This window comes from Micromonospora sp. LOL_013 (assembly GCF_048060315.1).
GTDB lineage: Bacteria > Actinomycetota > Actinomycetes > Mycobacteriales > Micromonosporaceae > Micromonospora_E.
In genome coordinates this window covers 1-23,918 of record NZ_JBHMIQ010000022.1, presented here as the reverse complement: position 1 = coordinate 23,918, position 23,918 = coordinate 1, and the positions used below count along the sequence as shown (strand labels likewise).

Annotated in this window: 24 protein-coding genes and 1 pseudogene; 12 read left to right on the top strand and 13 right to left on the bottom strand. The window is 70.2% G+C overall.

Translation table 11 applies throughout. The features are described 5' to 3' along the window. Positions 1-132: 132 nt before the first annotated feature. Positions 133-954, bottom strand: coding sequence for a beta-galactosidase (locus ACFHWS_RS16185; RefSeq protein ID WP_416568497.1), 822 nt, complete (start codon positions 952-954; stop codon positions 133-135). A 141-nt stretch (positions 955-1,095) separates the two neighbouring features. Continuing rightward, a pseudogene (locus ACFHWS_RS16180) lies at positions 1,096-2,090 on the bottom strand (beta-galactosidase); the annotation flags it as partial. A 337-nt stretch (positions 2,091-2,427) separates the two neighbouring features. Between ACFHWS_RS16180 and ACFHWS_RS16175 the strand changes: the two are divergent. The 5 genes from ACFHWS_RS16175 (at position 2,428) to ACFHWS_RS16155 (ending at position 6,356) form a co-directional block, all read left to right on the top strand. Continuing rightward, entirely contained in the window at positions 2,428-2,997 is a 570-nt protein-coding gene (locus ACFHWS_RS16175) for a carbohydrate ABC transporter permease (RefSeq protein ID WP_416568462.1), read from the top strand. Continuing rightward, complete coding sequence (locus ACFHWS_RS16170) at positions 2,997-3,410, top strand: ABC transporter permease subunit (RefSeq protein WP_416568461.1); 414 nt, start codon at positions 2,997-2,999, stop codon at positions 3,408-3,410. The genes ACFHWS_RS16175 and ACFHWS_RS16170 overlap by 1 nt, the downstream gene beginning before the upstream one ends. 156 nt (positions 3,411-3,566) lie before the next feature. Continuing rightward, a complete protein-coding gene (locus tag ACFHWS_RS16165) occupies positions 3,567-4,595 on the top strand; it encodes a LacI family DNA-binding transcriptional regulator (RefSeq protein ID WP_416568460.1) in 1,029 nt (342 codons plus the stop codon). 81 nt (positions 4,596-4,676) lie between these two features. Continuing rightward, positions 4,677-5,516 carry a DUF4081 domain-containing GNAT family N-acetyltransferase gene (locus tag ACFHWS_RS16160; RefSeq protein WP_282229867.1) on the top strand — a complete coding sequence of 280 codons (840 nt, stop codon included), beginning with the start codon at positions 4,677-4,679 and terminating at the stop codon, positions 5,514-5,516. 192 nt (positions 5,517-5,708) lie between these two features. Further along, positions 5,709-6,356 carry an alpha/beta fold hydrolase gene (locus ACFHWS_RS16155; protein ID WP_416568459.1) on the top strand — a complete coding sequence of 216 codons (648 nt, stop codon included), beginning with the start codon at positions 5,709-5,711 and terminating at the stop codon, positions 6,354-6,356. On the opposite strand, the gene ACFHWS_RS16150 is transcribed toward ACFHWS_RS16155, so the two are convergent. Genes ACFHWS_RS16150 through ACFHWS_RS16140 form a run of 3 tightly spaced genes read right to left on the bottom strand, consistent with a single transcriptional unit; the run spans position 6,345 to position 10,185 of the window. After that, entirely contained in the window at positions 6,345-7,997 is a 1,653-nt protein-coding gene (locus tag ACFHWS_RS16150; RefSeq protein WP_416568458.1) for a hypothetical protein, read from the bottom strand. The genes ACFHWS_RS16155 and ACFHWS_RS16150 overlap by 12 nt on opposite strands. Further along, complete coding sequence (locus tag ACFHWS_RS16145) at positions 7,994-9,061, bottom strand: glycosyltransferase (RefSeq protein ID WP_416568457.1); 1,068 nt, start codon at positions 9,059-9,061, stop codon at positions 7,994-7,996. The genes ACFHWS_RS16150 and ACFHWS_RS16145 overlap by 4 nt, the downstream gene beginning before the upstream one ends. After that, the gene (locus ACFHWS_RS16140) at positions 9,040-10,185 is read right to left on the bottom strand and encodes an FAD-dependent oxidoreductase (protein WP_416568456.1); all 1,146 of its coding nucleotides are present in this window, start codon (positions 10,183-10,185) and stop codon (positions 9,040-9,042) included. The genes ACFHWS_RS16145 and ACFHWS_RS16140 overlap by 22 nt, the downstream gene beginning before the upstream one ends. Positions 10,186-10,240: 55 nt before the next feature. On the opposite strand from ACFHWS_RS16140, the gene ACFHWS_RS16135 reads away from it, so the two are divergent. The 3 genes from ACFHWS_RS16135 to ACFHWS_RS16125 are packed head-to-tail and all read left to right on the top strand — an operon-like array spanning position 10,241 to position 12,758. Further along, positions 10,241-11,059, top strand: coding sequence for a hypothetical protein (locus ACFHWS_RS16135; protein ID WP_282229871.1), 819 nt, complete (start codon positions 10,241-10,243; stop codon positions 11,057-11,059). Continuing rightward, positions 11,059-11,886 (top strand): sugar phosphate isomerase/epimerase family protein, encoded by an 828-nt coding sequence (locus ACFHWS_RS16130; RefSeq protein ID WP_416568455.1) that lies wholly within the window; start codon positions 11,059-11,061, stop codon positions 11,884-11,886. Before ACFHWS_RS16135 ends, ACFHWS_RS16130 begins: the two co-directional genes overlap by 1 nt. Continuing rightward, the gene (locus tag ACFHWS_RS16125) at positions 11,883-12,758 is read left to right on the top strand and encodes a glycosyltransferase family 2 protein (RefSeq protein ID WP_416568454.1); all 876 of its coding nucleotides are present in this window, start codon (positions 11,883-11,885) and stop codon (positions 12,756-12,758) included. Before ACFHWS_RS16130 ends, ACFHWS_RS16125 begins: the two co-directional genes overlap by 4 nt. Here ACFHWS_RS16125 and ACFHWS_RS16120 read toward each other — a convergent pair. Genes ACFHWS_RS16120 through ACFHWS_RS16110 form a run of 3 tightly spaced genes read right to left on the bottom strand, consistent with a single transcriptional unit; the run spans position 12,655 to position 14,006 of the window. Continuing rightward, on the bottom strand, positions 12,655-13,341 hold the full coding sequence (locus ACFHWS_RS16120) for a DUF998 domain-containing protein (RefSeq protein WP_282229874.1): 687 nt from the start codon (positions 13,339-13,341) through the stop codon (positions 12,655-12,657). The genes ACFHWS_RS16125 and ACFHWS_RS16120 overlap by 104 nt on opposite strands. A 43-nt stretch (positions 13,342-13,384) precedes the next feature. After that, complete coding sequence (locus ACFHWS_RS16115) at positions 13,385-13,702, bottom strand: hypothetical protein (protein WP_416568453.1); 318 nt, start codon at positions 13,700-13,702, stop codon at positions 13,385-13,387. Beyond that, positions 13,689-14,006 (bottom strand): hypothetical protein, encoded by a 318-nt coding sequence (locus ACFHWS_RS16110; RefSeq protein ID WP_281553933.1) that lies wholly within the window; start codon positions 14,004-14,006, stop codon positions 13,689-13,691. Before ACFHWS_RS16110 ends, ACFHWS_RS16115 begins: the two co-directional genes overlap by 14 nt. 141 nt (positions 14,007-14,147) lie before the next feature. On the opposite strand from ACFHWS_RS16110, the gene ACFHWS_RS16105 reads away from it, so the two are divergent. Together ACFHWS_RS16105 and ACFHWS_RS16100 are read left to right on the top strand one after the other, a co-directional pair. Then, complete coding sequence (locus tag ACFHWS_RS16105) at positions 14,148-14,951, top strand: Scr1 family TA system antitoxin-like transcriptional regulator (protein ID WP_416568452.1); 804 nt, start codon at positions 14,148-14,150, stop codon at positions 14,949-14,951. Beyond that, a complete protein-coding gene (locus ACFHWS_RS16100) occupies positions 14,948-15,130 on the top strand; it encodes a DUF397 domain-containing protein (protein ID WP_281553935.1) in 183 nt (60 codons plus the stop codon). The genes ACFHWS_RS16105 and ACFHWS_RS16100 overlap by 4 nt, the downstream gene beginning before the upstream one ends. Positions 15,131-15,179: 49 nt before the next feature. On the opposite strand, the gene ACFHWS_RS16095 is transcribed toward ACFHWS_RS16100, so the two are convergent. Continuing rightward, positions 15,180-20,288, bottom strand: coding sequence for an NACHT domain-containing protein (locus tag ACFHWS_RS16095; protein ID WP_416568496.1), 5,109 nt, complete (start codon positions 20,286-20,288; stop codon positions 15,180-15,182). Between ACFHWS_RS16095 and ACFHWS_RS16090 the strand changes: the two genes are divergently transcribed. Then, the gene (locus ACFHWS_RS16090; protein WP_416568502.1) at positions 20,247-20,465 is read left to right on the top strand and encodes a hypothetical protein; all 219 of its coding nucleotides are present in this window, start codon (positions 20,247-20,249) and stop codon (positions 20,463-20,465) included. The genes ACFHWS_RS16095 and ACFHWS_RS16090 overlap by 42 nt on opposite strands. Before the next feature lie 407 nt (positions 20,466-20,872). On the opposite strand, the gene ACFHWS_RS16085 is transcribed toward ACFHWS_RS16090, so the two are convergent. The 4 genes from ACFHWS_RS16085 to ACFHWS_RS16070 all read right to left on the bottom strand — a co-directional run bounded on the left by ACFHWS_RS16085 (position 20,873) and on the right by ACFHWS_RS16070 (position 22,807). Continuing rightward, positions 20,873-21,223, bottom strand: coding sequence for a hypothetical protein (locus ACFHWS_RS16085; RefSeq protein WP_416552992.1), 351 nt, complete (start codon positions 21,221-21,223; stop codon positions 20,873-20,875). A gap of 24 nt (positions 21,224-21,247) precedes the next feature. Further along, positions 21,248-21,676 carry a type II toxin-antitoxin system VapC family toxin gene (locus ACFHWS_RS16080; protein WP_416552990.1) on the bottom strand — a complete coding sequence of 143 codons (429 nt, stop codon included), beginning with the start codon at positions 21,674-21,676 and terminating at the stop codon, positions 21,248-21,250. 2 nt (positions 21,677-21,678) lie between these two features. Then, positions 21,679-21,939: a ribbon-helix-helix protein, CopG family gene (locus ACFHWS_RS16075; protein WP_416552988.1), complete on the bottom strand. Its 261-nt coding sequence runs from the start codon at positions 21,937-21,939 to the stop codon at positions 21,679-21,681. A 181-nt stretch (positions 21,940-22,120) separates the two neighbouring features. Beyond that, entirely contained in the window at positions 22,121-22,807 is a 687-nt protein-coding gene (locus tag ACFHWS_RS16070; protein WP_416552986.1) for an aldo/keto reductase, read from the bottom strand. Positions 22,808-23,005: 198 nt separating this feature from the next. On the opposite strand from ACFHWS_RS16070, the gene ACFHWS_RS16065 reads away from it, so the two are divergent. After that, complete coding sequence (locus tag ACFHWS_RS16065) at positions 23,006-23,881, top strand: hypothetical protein (protein ID WP_416568451.1); 876 nt, start codon at positions 23,006-23,008, stop codon at positions 23,879-23,881. Positions 23,882-23,918: the final 37 nt, after the last annotated feature.

The following is a 23,918-nucleotide window of genomic DNA, read 5'->3' as shown; positions in this document are numbered from 1 at the left end:
AAGCCCTGGGAGCGCTTACGGCCGCACCGGTCCGCTGTGGAGTGGTGATGTGCCCGGTGTGAGCCGTCGCAACGATGAAGTACTGAGAGCGCTCCCAGAATCATCACCGCCGATCCCTGTCATCAGGTGTCGTCACCCCCGGCGTACCACCCGTACCTGTCCGGCCGGCACCGTCACCGTCCCGGCGCAGCTCGCGCCGGTGATCAGCTCCGCCCCGGTGCCCGGCAGTTCCGCTGGGAGCGGCACCTTGGCGTCGGTGGCGGAGTGGTTGATCGCGATCAGGTAGTCGGCTGCCGGCCCGGTCCGGCGGACCAGCTCCACGCCGTCGGGGACGCCGGCCGGCGGTGCGATGCCCGCGTCGGCGTACACCTGGGTCATGACCGGGGCGAGCGCGGCGGCGCCGAGGCGGGTGGAGATGTACCAGGCGGTGCCGGCGCCGTACCGGTGCCGAGTGACCGCCGGACCCCCGGCCGCCGGGCCGTCGGTGTAGCGCAGCACCGCCTCGGCCCCGGCCAGCTCCACCGCCTCGGCCCACACATCACCGGTCAACCGGCCGTCCGGCCCGGCCAGGCTCTGCTCCAGCACGGTCCGGCCCTCACCCAGCTCGACCGACTCGTCGGCGCGCAGCGGCAGGAACTCGTCCACGGTCAACCCGAGCAGGTCCCGCAACGCGCCCGGGTACGCGCCCGGGTGGACGGTGTCGGTGGCGTCCACGATGCCGGAGAAGTACGACACCAGCAGAGTCCCGCCGTCGGCGACGTAGCGGCGCAGGTTCTCCGCCGCCGCCGGGGTGGTCAGGTACAGGCTCGGCACTACCACCAGCGGATACTCGTCCAACGCAGCCTCGGGGTGGGCGAAGTCGACGGTCAACCGGTCGCGCCACAGCCGCTCGTAGCAGGCCTCGACCCGTTCCCGGAAGTCCAGGTCGACCGAGGGACGCCACTCCAGCTCCACGGCCCACCAGGACTGCCAGTCCCACAGGATCGCCGCGTCGGCGACCACCGTCGTGCCGCGCAGCTCGTCGAGGCGGGGCAGCACCTCGGTGCCGAGCGCGACCACCTCGCACCAGATCCGGGTGCCGGTGCCGCCGTGCGGCACCATCGCCGAGTGGAACTTTTCCGCCCCGAACCGGGCGGCCCGCCACTGGAAGAACAGCACCGACTCGCGCCGCGCGCCAGGTGGGCGAGGCTGTTGCGGGCCAGCTCGCCGGGGCGTTTGGCAATGTTGCGGGGCTGCCAGTTGACCGCCGAGGTGGAGTGCTCCATCAGCAGCCACGGCCGACCGCCGGCCACCGAGCGGGTCAGGTCGGCGCACATCGCCAGCTCGATCGCGTTTTCGGCCCGCTCGGCCTGCAGGTAGTGGTCGTTGGCGACCACGTCGACCTCGTCGGCCCACCGCCAGTAGTCCAACGTCTTGCAGTTTGCCAGCATGAAGTTGGTGGTCACCGGCACGTCGGGGGTGTGCCGGCGCAGGATGTCGCGCTCGCGGCGGAAGTTGGCCAGGTGTGCGTCGGAGGAGAACCGCAGGAAGTCCAGCTGCTGGGCCGGGTTGACGGCGGTCGGCGCGGCGGTCGGTGCCTCGACCTCCGCCCAGTCGCCGTAGCGCTGCCCCCAGAAGCTGGTGCCCCACGCGGTGTTCAGCGCAGCCAGGTCGTCGCCGTAGCGCTCCCGCAGCCAGTCGCGGAACGCCTGAGTGGAGCCGGTGCAGTAGCAGAGGGCGTTGGCGCCGCCGTACTCGTTGTGCACGTGCCACAGCACCAGCGCCGGGTGGGCGGCGTACCGGGCGGCGATCGCTTCGGTGATCCGGGTTGCGGCCTGGGCGTACGCCGGTGAGCTGGGGCAGAACGACTGCCGAGCGCCGCCGCCGAGCACCGCGCCGGTGCGGTCGACCAGCCGGGCGTCCGGGTACGCGCGACGCAACCAGGCCGGCGGTACGGCGGTCGGGGTGGCCAGGTCGACGGCGATCCCGCCGTCGTGCAGCAGGTCCAGCACCTCGTCCAGCCAGCCGAAGTCGAACTCGCCGGGGGCCGGTTCCAGCAGCGCCCAGGAGAAGATCCCGACGCTGACCAGGTTGACTCCGGCCGCGCGCATCAGTGCCACGTCCTGCGGCCAGACCTCGGCCGGCCACTGCTCGGGGTTGTAGTCCCCGCCGTACGCCAGCCGGTCCAGCCGGGGGATCGGTGGTCTCTGCACCATGTGACACTCCGAAACTGTGCGCGCTCCCAACACAACACCGACATGATTTCACATGCCACAGCAGCGGAGTCAGCCCCGATGTGGCTTTCGACACAGCACGTAGGGCACCAACACCGTGAGCGCTCACAGCTGTTTTCCCCTGTCACCATCTGACGGCTTCTCGATCGCCGAATGAGCGCCGAATGAGTTCAGTGACGCCGCTGTTCGTGCTGACCTTCCTGCTGCCCATCGGGTGCGCCGTCCACCTGAGCCTGCACAAGGTGCAGGTCTCCGGCCTCGGGCTGGCCGGGGCTCGCGCAGCGAGGTCTTCGCCGGCCTGGCGAACTATCGGGCCGCGCTGGCGGACCCGACGCTGCTGACCGGGGCGTTGCGGGTCCTCGGCCACGGCGCGCTGCTGATGCCGGTGATGCTCGGCCTGGCGCTGCTGTTCGCCCTGCTGCTGGACCGCCCCCGGCGCGGCCTGCAACGCTTCAGCCGGGTCGCGATCTTCCTGCCGTACGCCGTCCCGGCGGTGATTGCCAGCCTGCTCTGGGGGTTCCTCTACCTGCCCGTGACCAGCCCGCTCAACGACATGCTCGACTGGCTCGGCGGGCCGCAGCCCGACCTGCTCGACACCGGCACGGTCTTCCAAGCGGTCGTCAACATCGCGCTCAGGGGTGGCGGCGAATTTAACATGATCGTGCTGTTCACCGCCCTGCGGGCCATTTCGCCGGAGCTGTACGAGTCGGCCCGCATCGACGGCTGCTCGGAGCTGCAGATCGCCTGGCGGATCAAATCCTGCTGCTCACCCCGGCGCTGGTAATGACGTACCGGGGTGGGCAGTTCTGGCGCTGGGTGGCCAACACCGCGCTGCTCGCCGGGGTGCTGGTGCCCGGGGTGATCCTCGCCGTACCGCAGTACCTGCTGCTGGCCAAGGTCGGGCCGGCCGACACCTACTGGTCGATCCTGCTGCCCAGCATCATCAGCCCGTCCGGCATATACCTGGCCCGGATCTACGCGGCGGCGGTGCCGGACACCGTCATCGAGGCGGCCCCCACCGACGGCGCCGGCGAGTTCCGGATCTTCCGCCAAGTGGCGGTGCCGATGATGGTCCCCGGCCTGATCACGGTGTCCTCTTTCAGTTCGTGGCGATCTGGAACAATTTCCTGCTGCCGTTCATCATGCTGGCCGACGACGACAAGTTTCCCGTTACCCTTGGCCTGTACACCCTGCTGAACCGGGGTTCGACCACCCCGGCCCTGTACAGTTTGGTGATCACCGGATCGCTGTTGTCGATCATTCCGTTGGTGGCGCTCTTCCTCTCCCTGCAGCGGTACTGGCGGATCGACCTGCTATCCGGATCGATCAAGGCCTAAGGAAGACAATGTGACCGTGGCCGGAACCGAGCGTAACCGGGCCCGCCCCGAGCGGGCCCGCCCCACTATGGACGACGTCGCCGCGGTCGCCGGGGTGTCCCGGGGGACCGTGTCACGGTGGCTCAACGGCGGACACAACGTCAGCGGCCCGGCCGCCGAGGCCGTCGAACGGGCCGTTCGCAAGACCGGGTACGTGGTCAACCAGCACGCCCGCAGCCTGGTCACCCAGCGGTCCGACTCGGTGGCGTTCATCCTGTCCGAGCCGCAGGACCGGCTCTTCGAGGACCCGAACTTCAACGCCCTGCTGCGCGGCTGCACCCAGGCGCTGGCCGAGCGGGACATCACCCTGCTGCTGACCATCGCCGGCACCTCCGAGGACCGCAAACGGGTCGGCCGCTACGTCACCGCCGGCCACGTCGACGGCGCGCTGCTGGTCTCCACCCACGCCGGCAGCCCGCTGATCGACGAACTGAAGGGGCGGGGCCTGCCGTTCGTGGTCTGCGGCAAACCGCTCGGTCACGAACGCGACGTCAGCTACGTCGCCGCCGACGACCGCGACGGCGCCCGGCAGATGGTCTCCTATTTGCGCTCCCGGGGGCACCGGACGATCGCCACCATCACCGGCCCGCTGGACACCCCGGGTGGGGTCGAGTGCCTCGCCGGCTACCACGACGTGCTTGGCGACACCGACCCCCGGCTGGTGGTCACCGGCGACTACACTCGGGCCGGGGGAGAGGCGGCGATGGAGCAGCTGCTGCGCCAGGCCCCCGACCTCGACGCCGTCTTCGTCAGCTCCGACCTGATGGCCGCCGGGGCGATCGCCGCGCTGCACCGGGCCGGCCGTCGGGTGCCGCAGGACGTCGCGGTCGGCGGCTTCGACGACTCCGAGGTGGCCACCGCGTCGCTGCCGCCGCTGACCACCATCCGCCAGCCGCTGGGGCGGATCAGCGCCGAAATGGTCCGGCTGCTGCTCGGCCACCTGGCCGGCGACTCACACGCCGCAGTGATCCTGCCGACCGAACTGGTGGTGCGCGGCAGCGCCTGACCCCCGGTGCCCGGCAGCGCCTGACCATCCGTGCCCGGATCGGGTCTGCCGGGCGGCATCGGATCTGGCAGGCTGGTAACTGTGCTGACGGTACCGGTGCGGCAGCTCGGGGAGACCGAGCGTGGGGCGGTGGAGCGAATCCTCGACCTCGACCCCTATGCCGCGCCGCAGGTCGCGGAGCGGATCGCCGCGCGCGGACTGGCCTGGTGGCGCTCGGACGGGCGGGTCTTCGGCTACGGGCCGCGCCGCCAACTCGAGTCGCTGTGCTGGCTCGGCGGGCATCTGACCCCGGTGCACGCCTCGCCGGCTGCGGTCGCGGCGTTTGCCGACCGGCTCGCCATCGAGGAACGGGTCTGCTCGTCGATCGTCGGTCGGGCCGACGCCGTACTCGGGCTGTGGGAGCGAATCGGCGGGCAGTGGGGTCCGGCCCGGGAGATCCGCGCCGACCAGCCGCTGCTGATCGCCGACCGGCCGCCGGCGGTGCCGGCTGACCCGGGGGTACGCCTGGTCCGGCCCGACGAGATCGACCTGCTCTTCCCGGCGGCGGTGGCCATGTACACCGAGGAGGTCGGCGTCTCCCCGGTCGCCGAGGACGCCGGGCGCGGCTACCGGCGGCGGGTCGGCGAGCTGGTCCGGGCCCGTCGCACGTACGCCCGGATCGTCGACGGCACGGTGGTCTTCAAGGCCGAACTGGCCGTCGTCACCCGGCACACCGCGCAGGTCCAAGGGGTCTGGGTCGATCCGATGTGGCGCGGCCGGGGGCTGGCCACCCCGGCGATGGCGGCGGTGGTCCGCGACGCGCTGCGCCGGGTCGCGCCGACCGTCAGTCTGTACGTCAACGATTACAACACCGCGGCCCGTCGGGTCTACGACCGGTGCGGTTTCCGCCGGGTCGGCTCCTTCGCCACCGTGCTCTTCTGAGCCCTGCCGTCCGCGGCGTCGGCACGGTCCAGCCACTCCTACTCGTCCAGCCAGCCACGCCTGCCCGTCCAGCGGCCACGGAACCGCGTCCGACAGCGGTGGTACTTTGTTGGGCGTTCGTCCAGGACGAACGCCCAACAAGGTTGGGGGAGGCGGAGCGGGCCGGGGTGTCCGGTCTGGGCGGCGCAGCGCATGCGCGTACCGGCTGGTGCCGGCCAGCCAACCAGCCAGGCAGGTCCATCAGTCGTCGTCTACGGCATCAGCGGTGGCGGACCGATCGCCATCGAATTCGCCCGCCGCTATCCGGAACGGGCCGAGGCGCTCATCCTCGAATCCGCCGTCACCCGTCACTACACCCCCGCCATATCGCCCATCGCCAAGACGATCTATCCGAGCCCGCTCGGCACCTGGCTGACCGCCCAACTCGTCCAACGCCTCCCCCGCGCAGCCCTGCACGACTTCGTCCGCCAGGAGTCCACCCTCGACCGGCAGGCCCGCCGCGCGACCGTCGACTGGATCCTCGCCGACGACCAGCGTCTGGCATACGCCAAAGCCGTCATGGCGGCGCTCACCCCGTTCGAGGACCGCGCCGCCGGGCTGGACAACGACCTTCGGCAATGGGCCAGGCTGGACGACTCGACCACCGCCGGCATCACCTGTCCGACCCTGATCCTGCACGGCACCCACGACGGCGACGCCGACCCGGCCCACGCCCGCCACGCCGCCACGACCATCCCGCAGGCCACCCTGCATCTGGTCCCCAGCGGCTGGCACCTGCTGCCTCTGTCGATCAACGGCGCGACCACACGACAAGCCAGGTCCACGTTCCTAGCCGAGTGACACCCGGTAGAGCCGGCCCGCCGTGGCACACGGATCCGGGGTCACCCGGGCGGCGGTGGCGAGCAACGAGCGTGGCTCGTCGTGTCGCCGGACGGTCCGCGGATCGGCGTCCGCCGGCAGCGGCAGCAGGTAGAGCTGGTCGACTCCCCAGGTGGCGATCCAGTCGCGCCGTTGCGCGACCGGGATGTCGGCGAAGTTGTCCGGGAAGAACGCCGTCCGCCGGCCGGTCAGGGCGCTGTGTCGGCCGACCTCCGTGCTGGTGACGATGGTCAGCGTACCGTCGCTGCGGCAGCGCCGCAGCTCCTGTTCGACGACGCCGCCGGTGAGGCTTTCCGGGTCCGCCGGCACGGTGGTGAGCTGGTGTCCGAGCGCCCAGCCGGCCGGCAGCGTCAGCAGCAGCACGCCGACGGCATGCCCGGTCCGCCGCCCGGTCAGCCGGGCCGGGACCGGGGCCCGCAGGATCAGCACGACTGCGGTCAGCAGCGTCAGCAGCACGGCCAGGCTGAGATAGCGTCGGCTCAGGTAGCCGGTGCTGAGCTCGGAGAAGGCGACCTGTGCGGTGAATGTGGCCAGCGCGGCCAGGCCGACCAGCAGCCATCGCGGCCCATGGCGCAGCGGGATGCGGCCGCAGCGAAGCTGCAGTCTGCGGCCGCGGCGGAGCAGCAGGCCGGCGGCGACGGTGGTGGTCACGACGGTGGGTGCCCAGACCGCGGCCTTGGCCGCCTGCAGGACAGCCGCCGGCGCGTTGCCGGCGAGCCGGGCCAGCCAGCCGATCGGGTCGTCGGCGGCGGTCGGAAGCTGGTCGACGTCGATCACGTCGGTGACGTACAGCTGCGGCACGGCCAGCGCGATGATGCGGTTGTCCGCCGGGAACGGCGTACCGAAGTGAACCAGCCCGTAGACCGCCCACGGCGACATCACGAGGGTGAAGAGCAGGCCGGCCGGCAGCAGCCAGCGCCAGTCCCGGCGGCGGATCACGACCAGCAGCACCGCCAGGAGCAACACAGCCGGCAGGGTGTCCGGTCGGGTGAGCACCAGGCCGCCGGCGGCGGCCCCGGCCGCCGGCCAGGCCAGCGCCGCTCGCCGATCGGTGCTGACCAGCGCGAGGAGCAAGAGGCTGAGCAGCAGCCCGGCCAGCGGGAAGGTCCGCGCGGTGAGCATCTCGTCGAGGAACGGCACGAAGCCGAGCAGGCCCACGGTGACGACCGGCCCGAGTCCGGGTACGCCGACGCGTCGGCCGATCACCGACAGCACCGCCGCCATGGCCAGCACGCAGCCTGCGGCGGCCAGCAGCCCGGCCTGCGGGCCGGTGCCGCTCAGCGCGGCGGTGACCCCGACCAGAATCGGCCAGAGCGGACCACAGCCCATCGAGTACGGCTCGGGCGACTGGTAGCTGTGCCGGGAGGCGATCCGGAAGAAGTCGCCGCCGAGGGTCTGGGACAGCTCGTAGTAGCGCCACGAGTCCGGGTTGTACGGCGGGCCGTCCCAGTAGTAGAGCAGCAGGACGGCCAGTACGCCGACGAGCGTCGCCCAGCCGGCGGCGGGCAGCCAGCCGGGCACCGACAGGGTCCGCCGGGCGTCGACCGGGTCGCTGGTCGGGTCCTCGGTCGGTCGCCCGGTGAGCCGGGTGAGCGTGCTCACGCCCCCGCCCCGATCGTCGCCGCAGGGTCGTCCGATGTGGCCGGACGGGCCGATGCGGCCGGGCGGTCGTCCGGTGCGCCGGTCACCTGATCGTGCAGGTACGGCCCTGGTGGTCCGGCGGTACGCCCTGGTGCCTCGGCCGGTTGGCAGACCACCACGTCGCGGACCGCGTACATCGGCCGGGCCCGTACCTCGACCAGGATCCGGGCCAGGTACTCACCGAGCACCCCGAGGATCAGGAACAGACCGGTGAATCCGCCGGACACCAGGATCGCCAGGGTGGTCCACCCTTCGATGGGGTCGGACTTGACGAGGAACACCGCGACCGCGTACGCGATGCCGGCGAGCGACAGGGCGCCGAACGTCAGGGACAGCCGGTGTGCCACCCGTGGCCCGAAGTCGGAGAACGACAGCAGAATGTCGAAGGCCAGGCTCGACGTCTCCCGGTCCAGCCGCCGGCGTGCGGCGGTGTCCACCGTGGTCCGGGTGTACCGCAGGTGTTCGTGCCGGTGCCCGAGGATCGCGTACAGGGCCTTGCGGTAGCGGACCTTCTCCCGCATGGCGAGCATCGCGGCCAGCGTGCGTCGGGAGGTCAGTCTCAGACGCTCGGTACGCAGCGGGGTGTCGAGGTCGCTGTACCGGTTGACCAGGCGGTAGAACATCCGGCTGCGCAGCGGCCCGTCGTCGCCGCTGGCGGTGACGATGTCGCAGCCGCCGGTGGTGGCGCGTTCGTACATCCGGGCGAGGATGTTCAACGGGAAGTCCACTGTCGGGCTTTCCCGTTCGAAGACCCAGTCGCCCATCGCCCGGTCCAGCCCGGCCTTCATCCCGGCCTCCACGCCGTGCCGTCGGGCCAGCCGGACCATCACCGCGTTGAGCTGGTACCGGTCCGCGTACTCGCGCACCAACGGGGTGGGGTCGACGGTGGAGTTGTCGTCGACCACCACCAGTTCGTGCAGGTCGAAGTGCTCGCTGAGCCAAGGCCCCAGCTGCGCCAGGAAGCGGTCCAGATCCGGGTCGTCGCGGCAGTAGAGCACGAAGCTCACGAAGGTCTGGTACGGCACAGCGCCTCATCCAGGTCGTAGATCGTGTTGACTTTCCCGCTGAACAACGTGATGAACGGAGGGTGCACGCTCTCGGTCCGGATCAGGGTCGGACGGGAGTCGTCGACCTCCGCCGTCCGCAGCACGGTCTTGACCGTGCACAGGCTCTCGACCTGGCGTAGCTGTCCGGCTGTCGGCAGGAACCGACGGGTCAGGGTGTGCATGTACGGGTAGCCGCTGGCCGGCCGGGCGGGGCAGGTCCCGCAGTTGGCCAGGGCGCCCGGCGCGCAGCCCGGCGTCCGGCGCTGGCAGGGAAAGGTCGGTAGGGTGTCGGTGCTGGTCAGCCGGGGGGTGTAGGCCACCGCGCTGAGGCTGTGCCAGGGGGTGTGCCCGAACGGCATCAACGAGAAGAACGGACCGTCCAGTACGGTGACCGCCGCGTCCCGGTGGGCCGGGGCGTCGACCAGCACCATCTCGCACAGTTCGTACTTGAGCCGCACCGGCGGCAGGCCGAACGTGGCGAGCAGGGCGTTGGTGCCGGCGTAGGTCGCGTTGACGACCGCGCCGGCTTCCACCCGGGTGCCGGACCGCAGGGTCGCCCGCCAGACCGTACCGTCGCGTCCGGCCTCGACCACGGTGTCGCCGAGGAACCACCGCAGCCGGTCCGCGTGGGCCTCGAGGCGGGCCAGCAGTGCGGTGCGCAGCGCCGGTGCGTCGAAGCTGAACTCGTCGGTCCCGTACGCCGCCTCGACGGTGCCGGCCAGGAAGAACTCGGCCGGGTCGATCCGGCTGGCCGGCACTCCGACGGTGGCGCAGAACTTCTCGAAGTAGGCGGCGTCCACGAAGGAACCCTCCGCCGCGATCGCGTACACGCTGCGGAACCGGTGGTTGACCGCGGTGGGGAAGTCGCGCAGGAACCGTTCGTAGTAGCTGGCCGACCGCAGCGCCGTGTACACGCTGCGCGGGTAGTGGTAGCCGTTGTGGCCGCGGGCCTGGTTGATCAGGCTTGCCCGCACCAGCGGGCGCCGGTCGATGTCGACCACCGCGACGGACCCGCCGTCGGCGAGTTGCCGCCGGGCGGCCCACAGCCCGAAGACTCCTGCGCCGAATATGAGCGTATCAACAGAAATGCCCCCTCTACCCACGGCAGAAAGCTAGCATCCATCTTATCCCGATTTGTCGCTAAGTGAGAGGTGAGTCATGCTCGCAGGTTTGGTCGGCCACACCGGCTTCGTCGGCGGCAACCTGGCCCGACAACGCGCCTACGATCTCAAGGTCAACCGGGCCACCGTCGCGGCCATCGACGGGCAGCGGTTCACCCGGCTGGTGATCAGCGCCGCCCCCGGCGTCAAATGGCGGGCGAACGCCGACCCGGACGCCGACCGCGCCGCGATCGACGCCCTGACCAGCCACCTGCGCACCACGACGGCCGACGAAGCCGTCCTCATCTCCACCATCGACGTCTATCAGCAGCCGCAGGGCGTCGACGAGGCGACGTCCGTCGAACCGGCCGACCACCCGCAGGCGTACGGCCGCAACCGGATCCGGCTGGAACAGTTCGTCCAGTGGCACTACCCGCGCAGCCTGGTGGTCCGACTGCCCGCCCTGTTCGGGCCGGACCTGCGCAAGAACCTCGTCTACGACCTGGCGACCGGGCGGACCGAGGAGTTCTGCCACCGCGACTCGACGTTCCAGTTCTACGACCTGCGGCGACTCACCGCCGACCTGGACCGGGCCGTCGCCGCCGGACTGAGCGTGGTCAACCTGGCGACCGAGCCGATCGCCGCGCAGACCGTGGCACAGCAGGTCTTCGGACGCACCCTGACCTGCGACACGGTGGCCCGGGTCGATTACGACATGCGTACCCGGCATGCCGCCGTGTTCGGTGCCGACGGGCCATACGTCAGCGGTCGCGACGAGACGATCACCCGGCTGCGGGAGTTCGCCGAGGACCGGGCGGCAGGTGCGCGCCCGGCCGGAGAAGGCGTGCGTCCGGTCGGAGAGCGGGTGGCGGTCTGATGTCCGAGCCGACCATCAAAGTGGCGGTGAGCAACATCGCCTGGCAGCCAGCCGACGACGAGAAGGTCGCCGACCTGCTGCGCCACGCGGGAGTCGCCGGCGTCGAGGTGGCGCCCACGAAGATTTGGCCGGACCTGACCGAGGTCTCCCTCGACCAGGCACGCGCGTACGGGCGGACCTGGGCCCGCGCCGGGCTGCCGGTGGTCGCCGCCCAGTCGCTGCTGTACGGACGCCCCGAGCTGACGGTGTTCGGGCCGCGCCGAGAGGATCTCGTCGCGTACCTGTGCCGGGTGATCGACCTGTGCGCCGCGATGGGCGCCACCGCGCTGGTCTTCGGCAGCCCGCGCAACCGCCGACGCAACGGCCTGCCGGACGAGACGGCGGACCGGATCGCCGCCGACGTCTTCGGCCGGCTGGCCCGCCGGGCACACGCCGCCGGGACGAGCCTGTGCCTGGAGGCCAACCCCGCCGAGTACGGCGCCGACTACCTGGTCCGGGCGGAGGAGGCGGCGCGGCTGGTGGCCGCCGTCGACTCACCTGGGCTGCGGCTGCACCTGGACACCGCCTGCATGGCGCTGGCCGGTGACGACGCGGCGGCCTGCGCCCACAGTTTCGCCCCGCTGCTGCGCCACGCCCATCTCAGCGAGCCCGACCTGGCGGCGGTCGGCACCCCGGACCGCGCCCACGCCGACTTCGTCGCCGCACTGCGGGCCGTCGGCTACGACCGGTACCTGAGTGTGGAGATGCGCCCGTCGGACGGCGAACCGGTCGCCGCCGTCGATCGCGCCGCCCGGTACGCCGTGGCACTGTGCGGTGATCGGTCATGACCGGCACCCGGCAGCTCGACGCCCCAGGCGATCAGGTCCCATGCGACCAGGTTCCACCGCTGGCCCGAGACCACGACCGGCGGATCCCGAGCCACGACCGGCGCGACTTCGCCCCCCGGCGCAGCCGGTACGCGGTGGTGGTGCCGGTGATCAACGAGGGTGACCGGCTGCGGGCGCAGCTGCGCCGGATGCACGACCACGGGCACGGCCTTGACGTCCTGATCGCCGATGGGGGCAGCACCGACGGCTCCCTCGCCGACGACTTCCTGGCCGCCCACGGCGTACGGTCGGTGCTGGTCAAGCGCGGTCCGGGCCGGCTCAGCGCGCAACTGCGGATGGCCTTCGCCACAGCCCTGGACGACGGCTACCACGGGGTGGTCACCGTGGACGGCAACGGCAAGGACGGCGTCGAGGCGATCGGCCGGTTCCGGGACCGGCTGGACGCCGGGTACGACTACGTGCAGGGTTCCCGCTTCGTCCCGGGCGGCGTGGCGGTCAACACGCCCTGGTCCCGGTACCTCGGCATCCGGCTGCTGCACGCACCGATGCTGTCGGCCGGGGCGCGGACCTGGTACACCGACACGACCAACGGTTTCCGGGGCCACTCGGCCCGGCTGCTCGCAGATCCCCGAGTGGGGGTGTTCCGGGATGTGTTCGATGCGTACGAGCTGCTGGCGTACCTGCCGGTGCGGGCGGCCCGGCTGGGGCTGCGGGTCTGCGAGGTGCCGGTGACCCGCGCCTACCCGGCGGGAGCGGTGCCGACCAAGATCAAAGGCTGGTCCGGCAACCTGAACCTGCTGGCCGTCGCCGCCCGCGCCGCCACCGGCCGCTACGACCCCGCTCCTTGGCGAGCGCGACGGGGTCGCGGATGACCTGTCCTGCCGTCACCACGCACCACACCACGATCAGCAGTAACAGCAGCCGCTCCAGCGTGCCGACCAGCAGCCCACCGCCGACCAGCAGCATGCCCAGCCCGACCGCGGCGGACAGCGGCAGCGCGGCGGCGGCCCCGAGCAGCGCCAGCCGACGCAGCGGGCAGGTCGACACCGGCGACCAGAACACGGCGATCATCGCGAAGACGCAGCAGGCGACGGCGACGATGCTGGCCCCGCCGTGCACCAGGTCGGTCGCGGTGACCGGGTCGTGCGGCGGCAGCGGGCAGCCGTCCCGGCAGGAGACGGTCGCCGAGACCGTCGTCGCACCGGCCGCCGCGACCAGCAGCCCGGCGGCGGCGCGGACCGGGCGCAGCGCCCCGGCGAGCAGCAGCAGGCTCACCGCCAGGGCGAGCAGCCCCGACTGGTACGCCAGTACGTAGCCGCCGTCGCCGACCCCGGACTCGCTGACGTACCCGCGCAGTCCCGGACCGGGGCCGGCGACCACCGTGACCGTCACGGTCACCGCCCCGCCGACCGCGCCGACCGCCGCCCCGACCGCCCACCACCTGGTACGCCTCACCCGCCTACGGTGTCACGTGGTCCCGGCTCACGTGGTTGCGGTGTCAGACCGGCCGGTCCGGATCGGCGTGGCTGCCCGCCGGATGTGTCGGTGGTGCCGGCCGGTGGTGCCGGACCGGTCGGATCACCGCCCCCGGCCGCAGCAGCGCCACCAGCCGGGCCTGGACGTGTCGGGTGACGCCGTCCCGGCCGTCGAAGTTGATCTGTGCGCCGATCAGTTGCACCCATCGGATCCCGTCTTCGATCGAAACGTCGCCCACGTGCTGCACCCGCAGTCGGAGCGCGCTGATGCCGTACCGGTAATCGGTCTCCGACATCTTGATCACGTCGCCGACCTCGACCGGAAGATCACTGTTGCTCATTGTCGTCCATCCTTTCCGGCACCATTTCCGGTGGCTGCAGGCCGTGTAGCTGGAGTACCGCACGGACTCTTCTGGCCGCCGGATCCCGGTGCCGGTCGAGGTAGGCCAGCGCCTTGCGGAACGGCCGGCAGTACACCTGCCCGCACGGCAGGCAGCCGTCGTTGCGGCGGGGCATGTGCCGGGTGACCAGCCGTCGGGCGTGGGTGATCACGTCGTCGTGTGCGGTGGTGTGCTGCGGGCCCGCGTTGGTGGGCAGCCGGCGTAGTTGTCGCGGTAGTCCGCCGATCCCGTCGTTTCTCGGCATCGTTCACCCTCCCGGGTGGAGTGTCGAGTCGAATTTCCCTCCACTCCACCCTGGACTTCTCAACCCAGTCAGCGGAAGATAGGTCAGCGGCAATCCGCACTCATCTACCGGACAATCACCTGTATCCGAAAGGTGTGCACCGTGAATACACTTCCGGAAATCCTCCGTCAGCTGCGCAGCGAGCGTTCCGTCACCCAGGATCAGGTCGGTGAGGCGATCCTGGTCTCCGGCTCACTGATCGCCGCCTTCGAGCAGGGCCGGTTGGTCCCGCAACCGGACACCGCCGCGCGACTGGACGAGTTCTTCGGCTCGGGTGACCGGGTCCGCAAGTCGGCGGCCGAGGCGGCCGAGGCCCGTGAGCTGGAGCGGGAGCGGCGCAGGATGGCCCAGGCGGTGTGGTTCCGCCCGTGGGCCAAGCTGGAGGAGTCCGCCACCGCCCTGCGGTACTACCAGTCGTCTCTCGTCCCCGGCCTGCTGCAGACCGAGGAGTACGCCCGGTCGGTGCTGGACAGCGGCCTACGCAGTCAGCGCGAGGTCGACGAGCTGCTCGCCGTCCGGATGGAGCGCCAGTCCGTTGTGCTGGGCCGCGAGGATCCGGCGATCTGCGTGTTCATGATGGACGTGGCCGCGTTGCGGTCGGCCCACCCGGCGATGGCCAAGGCGCAGTTGGAGCGGCTGCTGGCCGAGTCGGAGCGCCACCGGACCTTCGTGCACGTGGTGCCGGACGGGGTCGGCATGCACATCGGTCGGTCGGTGTCGTTCGTGCTCGCCTCGCTCGACAACGGCGCACTCGCTGGATACATGGAGGATATTTTCGAGGGCCGGCTTGTCACCGAGCCGGCGCGGGTGACCGGGCTCGATCGGGCGTGGCACACTGTCAACGCGCTCGCCCTGAACGCGGCCCAGTCCCGGGATCTGATCCGGCAGATGGTGAGGGAGCTATGACCACCGAGCCGATGTGGCGCACGTCCCGCCGATCGAACGCCTCCGGCGGTGACTGCGTCGAGGTCGCCGACAACCTGCCCGGCCGGGTGCTGGTCCGCGACTCCAAGGACCGCACCGGCGGCACCCTGGCCTTCGACCCGCCCGCCTGGTCCGCCTTCGTCGCCACCGTCAAGCGCTGAGCCGCACCCCGCCGCCGGGTGTACCTCCGAGCCCGCCGCCGCTCGCCGGCTACCAGGCAGCAGTCCGGGCCCGGGTGGGCCCCTGTTGGGGAATCCAGTCTGAGCCGTTGGAGATGGAGGCTACGGACCGGCGCAGCCGGCGGCGGGCGCGCGGATCGAGGTGGTCGCCGTCGAGCGTCCGGAGCGCGTCGCGGGCGGTGCGCTGGTGTGAACGCGCCGTCTCGGCCAAAGCTTCGGCCGCCCATCGCCGGTGATCCAACGGGCTTTCGTCGTCGGTGATCACGGCGAGCAGGCGGCGGGCGCATGCGCCCGCTTCCGCGAAGTCCATCTCGGGGATCGCGGCCAGCGCCATGAACCGCACGTACGGATGTGCTGCCGGGTTGTCGGCCAGCTGGCGCATCGTCGTTGCGGCGGCTGCGCGGTCCGCCCAGACTCCCGTGCCGCCGAGCGCCCGCGCGGCGGTCAGGATCGTGTAAGGCTTGGCACCCGGCAGCGCCAGCAGCTCTCGCATGCGCATGGACGCCGACGGCTCCCGTGGGCATAGGCGAACGGCTGGCTCCGGACCGTCGGTGCGCAGCACCGCGACAGCTGCTGCCAGGCGGTCGTCCGGGGCGGCGTCCAGTTCCAGTAGGCGTGCCCGAGTCTCCGCGCGCCGTGGTCCGGGCGCGTCGAGCAAGGTCTGACCGGCGAGCACCCGGAGGTAGCCGGGCGTGCCTGGGTTGTCCAGCAGGTCGTGGAGCACGTCGTGTGCCGGCCGCGCGGCGGCGCCCGATTTGAGGCCTAGCAGGATGGTGGCCGCTCGGATTCGGACGATCGGGGGCAGGTCGGGGTGGGCGGCGATGCCGGTCGCCTCGGTCACCACTCTGCGTACGGTGTCCGGGAGCATCCGCGCCAGTAGGGCGAGCAGCGCGGCCCGGCGTGCCGGGGTGATATCCGAACGTTCGAGGATCTCCTCCATCGCCAGGCCAGCGCGAAGTCGCTGAACGGGCGTGCCCGCAGCCAGCGTTTGCGTGATCTCGATGACGGTGCCGAAGGGGGTGTCGCTGGCGGTCAGCAGCGCGAGGAGTTCGGTGAGCGGCTCGTCCTGCTCGGGATCGACAGTCACTATGGCCAGTAAGACGGCGGTCCGGGTGGTCCTGGTGTCAGCGGCGGTCAGCATGCGGCGGAGCCGGTCAAGGGTGTCGGCCAGGGTGCCCGGCACCTCGTCTGATCGCCGTATCAGGGCGGTGCAGCGGTCAGCTAACGACAGCTGTTCGTCACACGACTCCGCGAGGAACGACAGGTCGGCGTGCCGGAGCCCGTGCGGACCGCCGTCTTTTGCCAGGATGGCTCGGGCCTCGCGGCGGCGGCGCCAGGTCTCCTTGCCGTCGCCGACGACCGCCGAGAGCGCCGCGCCGGCCTCGGCTCTGCTGTGGACGACCTGGTAGAGCAACCGGGCGGCGTCGACCGGATCGATCGGTGGCGGCACCAGGTCGTCGCCGGGCGGGCGCACTGCGGCATGGAGTATGTCTATGGCGGGTATGCGGTGTGCCGGCGACAGGTCGAGTTGCAGCTCCAGAACCTGGGCCCGGTCTTCTGGCGTCGCGGCGGGCTCGTCCAGGATTCGCCGTATCCCGGTCAGCGCTACGGATTCCTCCTCTGGAAGAGCTATTGCAGCGGTGACTACCGCCGTCGTTGTCGGCGGCTGGGCTGCCAGGGAGGCGCGGACCGCCGTTATGGCACCGTCGATGCGGGCCAGTCGACGGACGGTGTCGGGCGGGACATAGCCGCCGAGGAGATTTGGCTGCGCCAGCGATCGAAGAAGTAGGTCACCGATCGCCTGTTGCACGGCCGTGTCGCGCCCCCACGACGAGCGGATCAGAATTTCGGCTGTACGTTGGGCGTCGCATATCCAAGGAAGTGTGGTCCACAGCAGATCGTCTGCCAGCTGCAGTGGGGGAACGTACCGGTCGTCCCCGTGGTGCAGGAGCACCTGGAGCGCCTGTACCCGGCACTCGATCGGCTCGTGCCGGTCGGAGAAGAACGACAGCAGGCCAGCGCGGTACCGGCCGGTTCCGTTCGTCTCGGTCTGCGCCAACCAGGCATGGGCGCTGACGCGTTCCTCGTTCGGGGCGTAAACGTCAGATGCGGCCGACTCCAACACCTGAACGGCATCGGCCACCGCCCGGTTCTCCGCAAGAATGCTCGCGATCGAGCGGCGATCTTGTAGGTCATTGGTCCGCTCCGACAGCATGTCCCGTAACAGCGCCAGCCACTCCGCCGCCCGCTGTGGCGCCCGGTCGATGAGTAGTGAGATCACGTTCACCCGATATGTCGGCGCTGTACGCGGATCTCGTGCGTATTTCTCCAGGACGCCGAGAGCGGGAGCGTGCAGGCTGACCAGATTGCTGTACGCCCGGAACAGCCACCACCGCTGCGAGGGCGGGACGTGGAGGATGTGGAGGTCGAGCACAGCTTTTTTCGCGGCTGCACGGTGCGTTGGATGGTCTATCAGGTCAAGCGCTGCATCGAGACGTGCTTCGATCCGTGTCGACGACCCGGTCATCAATCGGTGGAGCGACGAATCGACAACTTGGTCAGGACCGCGAGCCGCGCGTATGTGGCGCGTCGAGGCGTGTACTGTTTCGTCGGGAAGGTCTGCCTCAGGGCTTACAAGAAGCCGTGTCAACTGCCGATCGAAATCGGCGGCGACCGGCAGGGAACAATCGCTGGACTGTGCGAGGAGGTTTGTTGTCTCCTTGACGGTCCATGAGTGGCCGGCTGCGAGTCTCAGGACCACGTCTGCGTCGGGCTGAAAAAGAGGGTCGAGATCGACGGCTAAAGCTCGGATGCGGGACGCAGTCGCGGTATCGAGTGTTGACTCATTGGTCATTCTTTCGATAGCGTCCACGATCCGATCCCGGAGGTCATGTTCGATCTTCCGCAGGCGCCAAGCTGAACTGGCGCCTCGGGGCGACCGGCCGCTGTCATACAGTGCGCGGCATATTGCTTCGATCACCTCAGGCCAGTGGTCCTCGCCCACTCGTGCCAGGCTCAGGGCGGCCAGCATGCGAATGTCAGGACTCACATCGTCAGCGGATGACAGGCGGCGCAGACACCGGATCCCGTCCGGGCGATACTCTGGCCCCAGCTCGGTCAACAGCCGTGCGGCCTGGATGCGCTCGTCGTCCTCGATGTTCATCTCGGAGAGAAAATACCCACAGCGACCAGCGATTTCGGCCCGGCAGATTTGGTCGACAGCGAGCATGGTCTCCGCTATAGCGGATAGCCCATAGACGCCGAGCCCCGGCTTGTCGAGAGTGACGCGAAGCTCGGCGAGAATCAGCTGACGGGATGCGTGGTCCCACTGGGCCAGGGCCTCGGCCGCGACCCGTCGTTCGTACGGTTGCGCGGCGACATCGCCGAGGGTTTCCCGCATGACCTGGATCGCTCGGTCTCTCGGATCGCCTTTCCGGTCGATGAGGTGGCTCGCGACGGCGACCCGTTGCGAAATGGTGCCGCCGGTCGTCGTCAGGGCGTCCGCGAGCAGCCTGGCGAGCTCCGCTTCCTGGTCCGAGTCGATGTTCTCCAGGGCGATCACCGAGGCCAGCCGTGCGGTCAACGAATCGCCCCCGCCGGCCTGGGCCAACAGCTCTGCCTCCAGGGCCGGCCGTCGTGAACGATCCCGGTCGGCGAGCAGGGCGGCGAGGGCGGCCCACGCCGCCGAGCCCGGCTTCGCAATCTCTACGTGTCGGGCGAGCCAGCCGACGAGGACCGGGGTGTCCGGGAAGCGGCGTAGGGGGGCGACCAGTTCGACCGCGTCGGGCGGTGCAGCCTTCCACAGCTGGTCGGGGAGCGAGTCCAGGCATGCGGCGAGTTGCCGGTCGGAGGCCGCTGCGCCTTCGGCGACCAGTCGTACCGCGGTGGCCCGGTCGGCTGCCCCACCGCTGAGCAGCCAGCTCAGCAGGTCCCCGTCGCCTGGATGAAACCTGGTCCACCTGATCAGCACCGCCATCGCGCCCGGCTCGTCGCGGACCGCGAGGTGCAGCGCGCGGCGCCATCCCGCGTCGTCCGCGTCGAAACGGTCCGGCAGCGCGGCGGCGAACCTCCGGGCGGCGAAGTGCTCGGCGAACGTCAGGTGGATGAAGTCCGGTCCTGCGTCCCGGCGGCTGAGCAGTCCCGTGCTGAGCAGCACCTCGGAGATGAGTTCCGCCATGTCCTCGGGTGGTCTGCCGCTGACCTGACCGGCCTCGCGGCGCAGCCAGTCCGTCGCGGTCAGGATCAGCGAGCGTCGGCTGCGCATCCTTTCCACCGCGAGTTCTTCGACCAGATCGTCCGTGCGGTCGCAGAGCGCGGCAACCAGAGCGGAACTGTCGCGGTCACCGTCCAGCGTGGCGGTCAGCGCGGTGCGGGCCGAGGTACGGCGGGCCGCGTTGTGCTGCCGGAGCCAGTGGAGGTAACGCTCGTAGAGGTCGTGGCGGTTACGCGGCAGGCGGGAGTCGGGATCGTCCGCGTACACGTTGATCGCGATGGTCGCCATCAACGGCACCGCCGCCATTTCGTGCAGGCCGGCTGACGCGACCTGAGACAGGAAGCCAGCGGCCTGGTCGGCGCCCTCCGGCGACGGACCGAACCAGCGGTGGGCGAACTCGGCGAGCATCCGTCGGTCGAACGGCAGCAGTGTGTAGTGGCCGATCGCTCCGGCGCCGAGCATCGCCGTGGCGTGCCCGACCAGCGGCCGGGTCGTGATCAGCAGACGCCACGGCCGATCGGCGGCGGCCGTCCATCCGGACAGCACCGCCATGAAGGTCTCCCGCTCATCGCTGGGGACCTCGTCCAAACCGTCGATCACTATCAGCCACTCGGTGCCGTCGACCGGACCGGCGAGCAGCGCCGGATCGACCGAGTCGCGGGCGGCCATGCCGAGGCCCTGCGACGCGGCCGCCGCCAGTGCTTCCGGCCACTTCCGGCCAGCGTGGGCGGCCAGCGATCGCGCCGTGACCAGCAGTGGCAGTAAAGGCTTCGCGGTCAACCGGCGCCCGTGCTCGTCGGCGTGCAGCCAGGCCCTGGCCAGCTGACGACAGATCTGCGCTGCCGTTGTCGACTTGCCGGTGCCGGGACCGCCCTCGATCAGCAGATGACGGTGCTGGTCGAAGACCTTCTCCAGCGGCCGGCGCACCGGGATCACCCGGGGGCGCTCGTCGAACGGAAGGAACAGCCGCTCGTCGGCGAAACGGCTCAGCCGGCGCCGCCGTTCGTCGGCGCGGCTCTCGGCGGACTGTGGCTGCTCCACTCGCTGCTGAACGTAGACGGTGGACACCTCGTTCCGGCGGTTGCGCAACAGCCGGCTCGGTGACCGGTCGGCGGCGGCCTCGATGTCCTGGAGCAGCCGCCACACGTCGTCGCGGAGCGGACGGCGGCCCCAGGCGGTCCGCTGCCTCCGAGTCCGCACCGGTGACGTAATCGTCCGGCCCTGACGCACAGCGATTACGGCCGCGCCGAAGGCGAGGACCCCGATGAACATCGCGACGACGCTCGCGAGCTGATCGGCGCGCTCCAGGCCGAGGCGGCTGAGGATTACGGCGAGGCCGCCCAGGAGAAGTGCGGTGAGGGCCAGGATCCCGGCGGCGATGAGTCGTCCGGACGAGGGGGTTCGCACTCGGTCATCATCCCAAGCGAACGCACCCATCAGTGTCCGTCACTGAGCAGCAGCGCGGACCGTACGAATGATCCACTCCATCAGCCGTATAGCGGCGGCGGCGATCAGCGACCTTTGTCCTGGCGGCTGCGCGCCAGGAGGTAGCCGACGTAGGCTGCCAGCGCCACGGCTGCCAACGCCGCAGGCGGGCCGATCAGCGCGCCAGCCCGCTCACGGGTGCCCATCACGGCTCCGAAGGAGCGGTCAGCCATCACCGACCAGCGGGACCGCCAGGACAGAGCCGACCCGATCGAGAGCGTGGAGCCGACGGACAGCACCGATCCTGCGGAGCCGACGCTGCCGACGGAGGCGATCGAGCCGACGCTGCCGATGGACAGCACCGAGCCATGGGATCCGATCGACAACAGCGAGTCGGTGGACCACAACGACAGCCATGACGAGCCGGTAGCTTTCATGGGGGGAGTATGCGCCCCCTGCTTTCACAGGTCGTCGGGCAGGACCCGGAACGCCGTGTGCCCGCTCAATGGACGGATGGCCCGAAAATCCCGGCGATCCAGTGTCAACACCGCATCCGTCTCGTACTGCTCGGCAACCACGACATTCACGGCGTCCGTGAGATCCAGGCGCAGTGCTGCGTACCGCGACTGGACGGTACGGGCTCCGCGCAGCACGGTCGCGGTCACTTCCGGGACCAGGACCCGCAGGTTCCGCTCCTGCCCCAGCAGCCAGTCCTGCACCGCGTAGGCCGTCCGGCGGTCCACGTTCCGAGTGATGATGTGCTCGATCTCACCGAACACCAATGGCGAGATCACCGTCGCCGACGCCTCGGCAAAGGCCCTGCGCGCAGTGGCATGCTCAGGATCGTCAATGTTGAACGCCGCCACCAGCCCGGACGTGTCCCCGACCACGATCATGCAGCGTGGCCGGACGAGCCGTACTTGCGGTCCTCGGCTTCCGCCACCGCCGCTCGCACATCGTCGTCACTCACCGGCCCGCCGAAACCGAATTCCGGTATGTCCCAGTCTCTCGACCAACGACGCGCCCGCAGCGCCGCGATATGGAACGCCTCCCGGAAGTACTCCGACTCCGGGCGCCCCTCCCTCGCGGCAGCCTCCTTGATGATCCTCAGGTCGTCTTCGTCGACCATTACTGTCGTCTTCTTCAAGGCCATATGGTTATGGTACCTCCACCACCCATCCGGCAGACCCGGCTGCCAACCGTCACGACGATCGGCGCTGAACCCGTCACCGGTCACCGGTCAGCTGCGCGGCGTGGTGCGGCTCGGCGGCCGCCGGAGGCGCGTCCGGGCCGTCCCGTACGACGTAGACGTCCTGAAGGTGTGACAAGCTCAGTCAGTTGCCGGTGCCGAGGTTGGCCATCATCGCGGCCGGGTAGCGGTCGCCCCGTGCCGAGCCAGCCGGGACGGCCTTCTCGATCTCGGCCAGGTCGTCCGCGGAAAGTGCCAGGTGGGCGGCGGGCAGAGCCTCGGTCAACCGATTGCGGGTACGGGCGCCGACGAGCGGGACGATGTCGCCGCCCTGGGCTGCCACCCACGCGATCGCCAGCTGGGCCACGGTGCAGCCCTTCTCCTCGGCCACCCGCCGCAGCGCCTCCACCAGGGCCAGGTTGTGTTCGACGTTGTCGCCCGAGAACCGTGGCATCCGGCTGCGGTGGTCACCCGGTCGCGCTTCGGTGTTCTGCCAGTGGCCCGAGATAAGGCCTCGGCTCAGGACGCCGTACGCGGTCATCCCGACGCCCAGTTCCCGCAGCGTCGGCAGCACGTCGGCCTCCACCCCGCGCGAGATCAGCGAGTACTCGATCTGCAGGTCGGCGACCGGGTGCACGGCGTGCGCCCGGCGGATCGTCTCAGCACCCACCTCGGACAGTCCCACGTGCCGCACGTACCCGGCTTCGATCATGTCCTTGACCGCGCCCACCGTGTCCTCGATCGGCACCTCCGGGTCCAGTCGTGCCGGCCGGTAGATGTCGACGTAGTCGACACCCAGCCGGGTCATCGCGTTGACGAAGACGAGGAGCATGATCCTGATCGGCTGCGAGAAGTCGCGCGGCCGGGTAGGACCCGCGAAGCAGGCGCCAGATGACCCGGCCGGCAGGGCCGCACGAGGTCTGTCTGCAGCCCGACCAGCCTCGATCAGTAGATCAGTTGAGAGGTTTGAATGTATCGATAACTGTCGGTAAGGTCGTGCTTGCATGTCGTTGCCGAGATGGGAGCATCTGTGAGCAAGATCAGAAGCATCCTGGTAGGGGGCATCATCGTCGCGTTGGTCGCAGCCGTGCCTGCGCCCGCCTCGGCAGAGCCTGGGAAGTCGGAGGTGTCTGACATCGCGCCGGTAACAGAACCGGCCACAGACGAAGCGCACAAGTACGCCCAACTCTTCGCCCGCCAGGAGAAACTCAACGATGCGGCTGACGCCATCCGGGTCGCAGCCGGCGACCTGGCTCTGTCGGGTTTCGCTGGTGACCGAGTTGATCCCGCCGCCAACACCCTGACTGTTTACTGGCACGGTGAGCTGACAACGGCGGTCGAGATCGTTATCGCGAAGGTACGCCGGGCTGGAATCGACGTCGAGGTACGGGCCGCAGCCTACTCGCTGCACACCCTCGAAAAGGAGGCTGACCGTCTCGCGGGACAACAGTTCTCGTCTGGCCACGTCGTGCTCGTCGGCCCCGCCCCGGACGGCAACAGCCTTGAAGTCGGTGTCACACTGGCCGACGGCGACAGGCGCGCATCTACCGATCTGCGCCAGGTGTCTGACGAGCTAACCGGTAGCGTGAAACTGGACGTGTCGCTCGAGTCGCCCGCCGAGTTCACGACCCGGTTCGCGGACACCCAGCCCTACTGGGGTGGCGCGCTCATCCTGAATGGCGGTGCCTGTACCTCAGGCTTCGGTGTACGAGGCAACAACGGCGCAGCCCGCTACCTGCTCACTGCGGCGCATTGCGGCGCTGGGCAATGGCGAACGGGCAACGGCACCGTGATCGGCAACACCCTCTCCAACACGACGGTCGAGTACGACGGCATGCTGATCCTCACCAACGCTGGCTACAGCGTGTACGAGGGCCCATCCTCAATGCCACGTAGCTTAAGTTGATCTTGGTGGTGGCTGGACCCGGTAGATGTGGATGGTC

Excerpts from the sequence above, each read along its gene's own strand:
- ACFHWS_RS16135 (WP_282229871.1), top strand. The coding sequence starts at position 10,241 with ATGCTCGCAGGTTTGGTCGGCCACACCGGCTTCGTCGGCGGCAACCTG.
- ACFHWS_RS16170 (WP_416568461.1), top strand. The coding sequence starts at position 2,997 with ATGACGTACCGGGGTGGGCAGTTCTGGCGCTGGGTGGCCAACACCGCG.
- ACFHWS_RS16100 (WP_281553935.1), top strand. The coding sequence starts at position 14,948 with ATGACCACCGAGCCGATGTGGCGCACGTCCCGCCGATCGAACGCCTCC.
- ACFHWS_RS16115 (WP_416568453.1), bottom strand. The coding sequence starts at position 13,702 with ATGAGCAACAGTGATCTTCCGGTCGAGGTCGGCGACGTGATCAAGATG.
- ACFHWS_RS16130 (WP_416568455.1), top strand. The coding sequence starts at position 11,059 with ATGTCCGAGCCGACCATCAAAGTGGCGGTGAGCAACATCGCCTGGCAG.
- ACFHWS_RS16090 (WP_416568502.1), top strand. The coding sequence starts at position 20,247 with ATGACGGTGCTGGTCGAAGACCTTCTCCAGCGGCCGGCGCACCGGGAT.
- ACFHWS_RS16070 (WP_416552986.1), bottom strand. The coding sequence starts at position 22,807 with ATGCTCCTCGTCTTCGTCAACGCGATGACCCGGCTGGGTGTCGACTAC.
- ACFHWS_RS16155 (WP_416568459.1), top strand. The coding sequence starts at position 5,709 with ATGCGCGTACCGGCTGGTGCCGGCCAGCCAACCAGCCAGGCAGGTCCA.
- ACFHWS_RS16075 (WP_416552988.1), bottom strand. The coding sequence starts at position 21,939 with ATGGCCTTGAAGAAGACGACAGTAATGGTCGACGAAGACGACCTGAGG.
- ACFHWS_RS16085 (WP_416552992.1), bottom strand. The coding sequence starts at position 21,223 with ATGAAAGCTACCGGCTCGTCATGGCTGTCGTTGTGGTCCACCGACTCG.
- ACFHWS_RS16125 (WP_416568454.1), top strand. The coding sequence starts at position 11,883 with ATGACCGGCACCCGGCAGCTCGACGCCCCAGGCGATCAGGTCCCATGC.
- ACFHWS_RS16110 (WP_281553933.1), bottom strand. The coding sequence starts at position 14,006 with ATGCCGAGAAACGACGGGATCGGCGGACTACCGCGACAACTACGCCGG.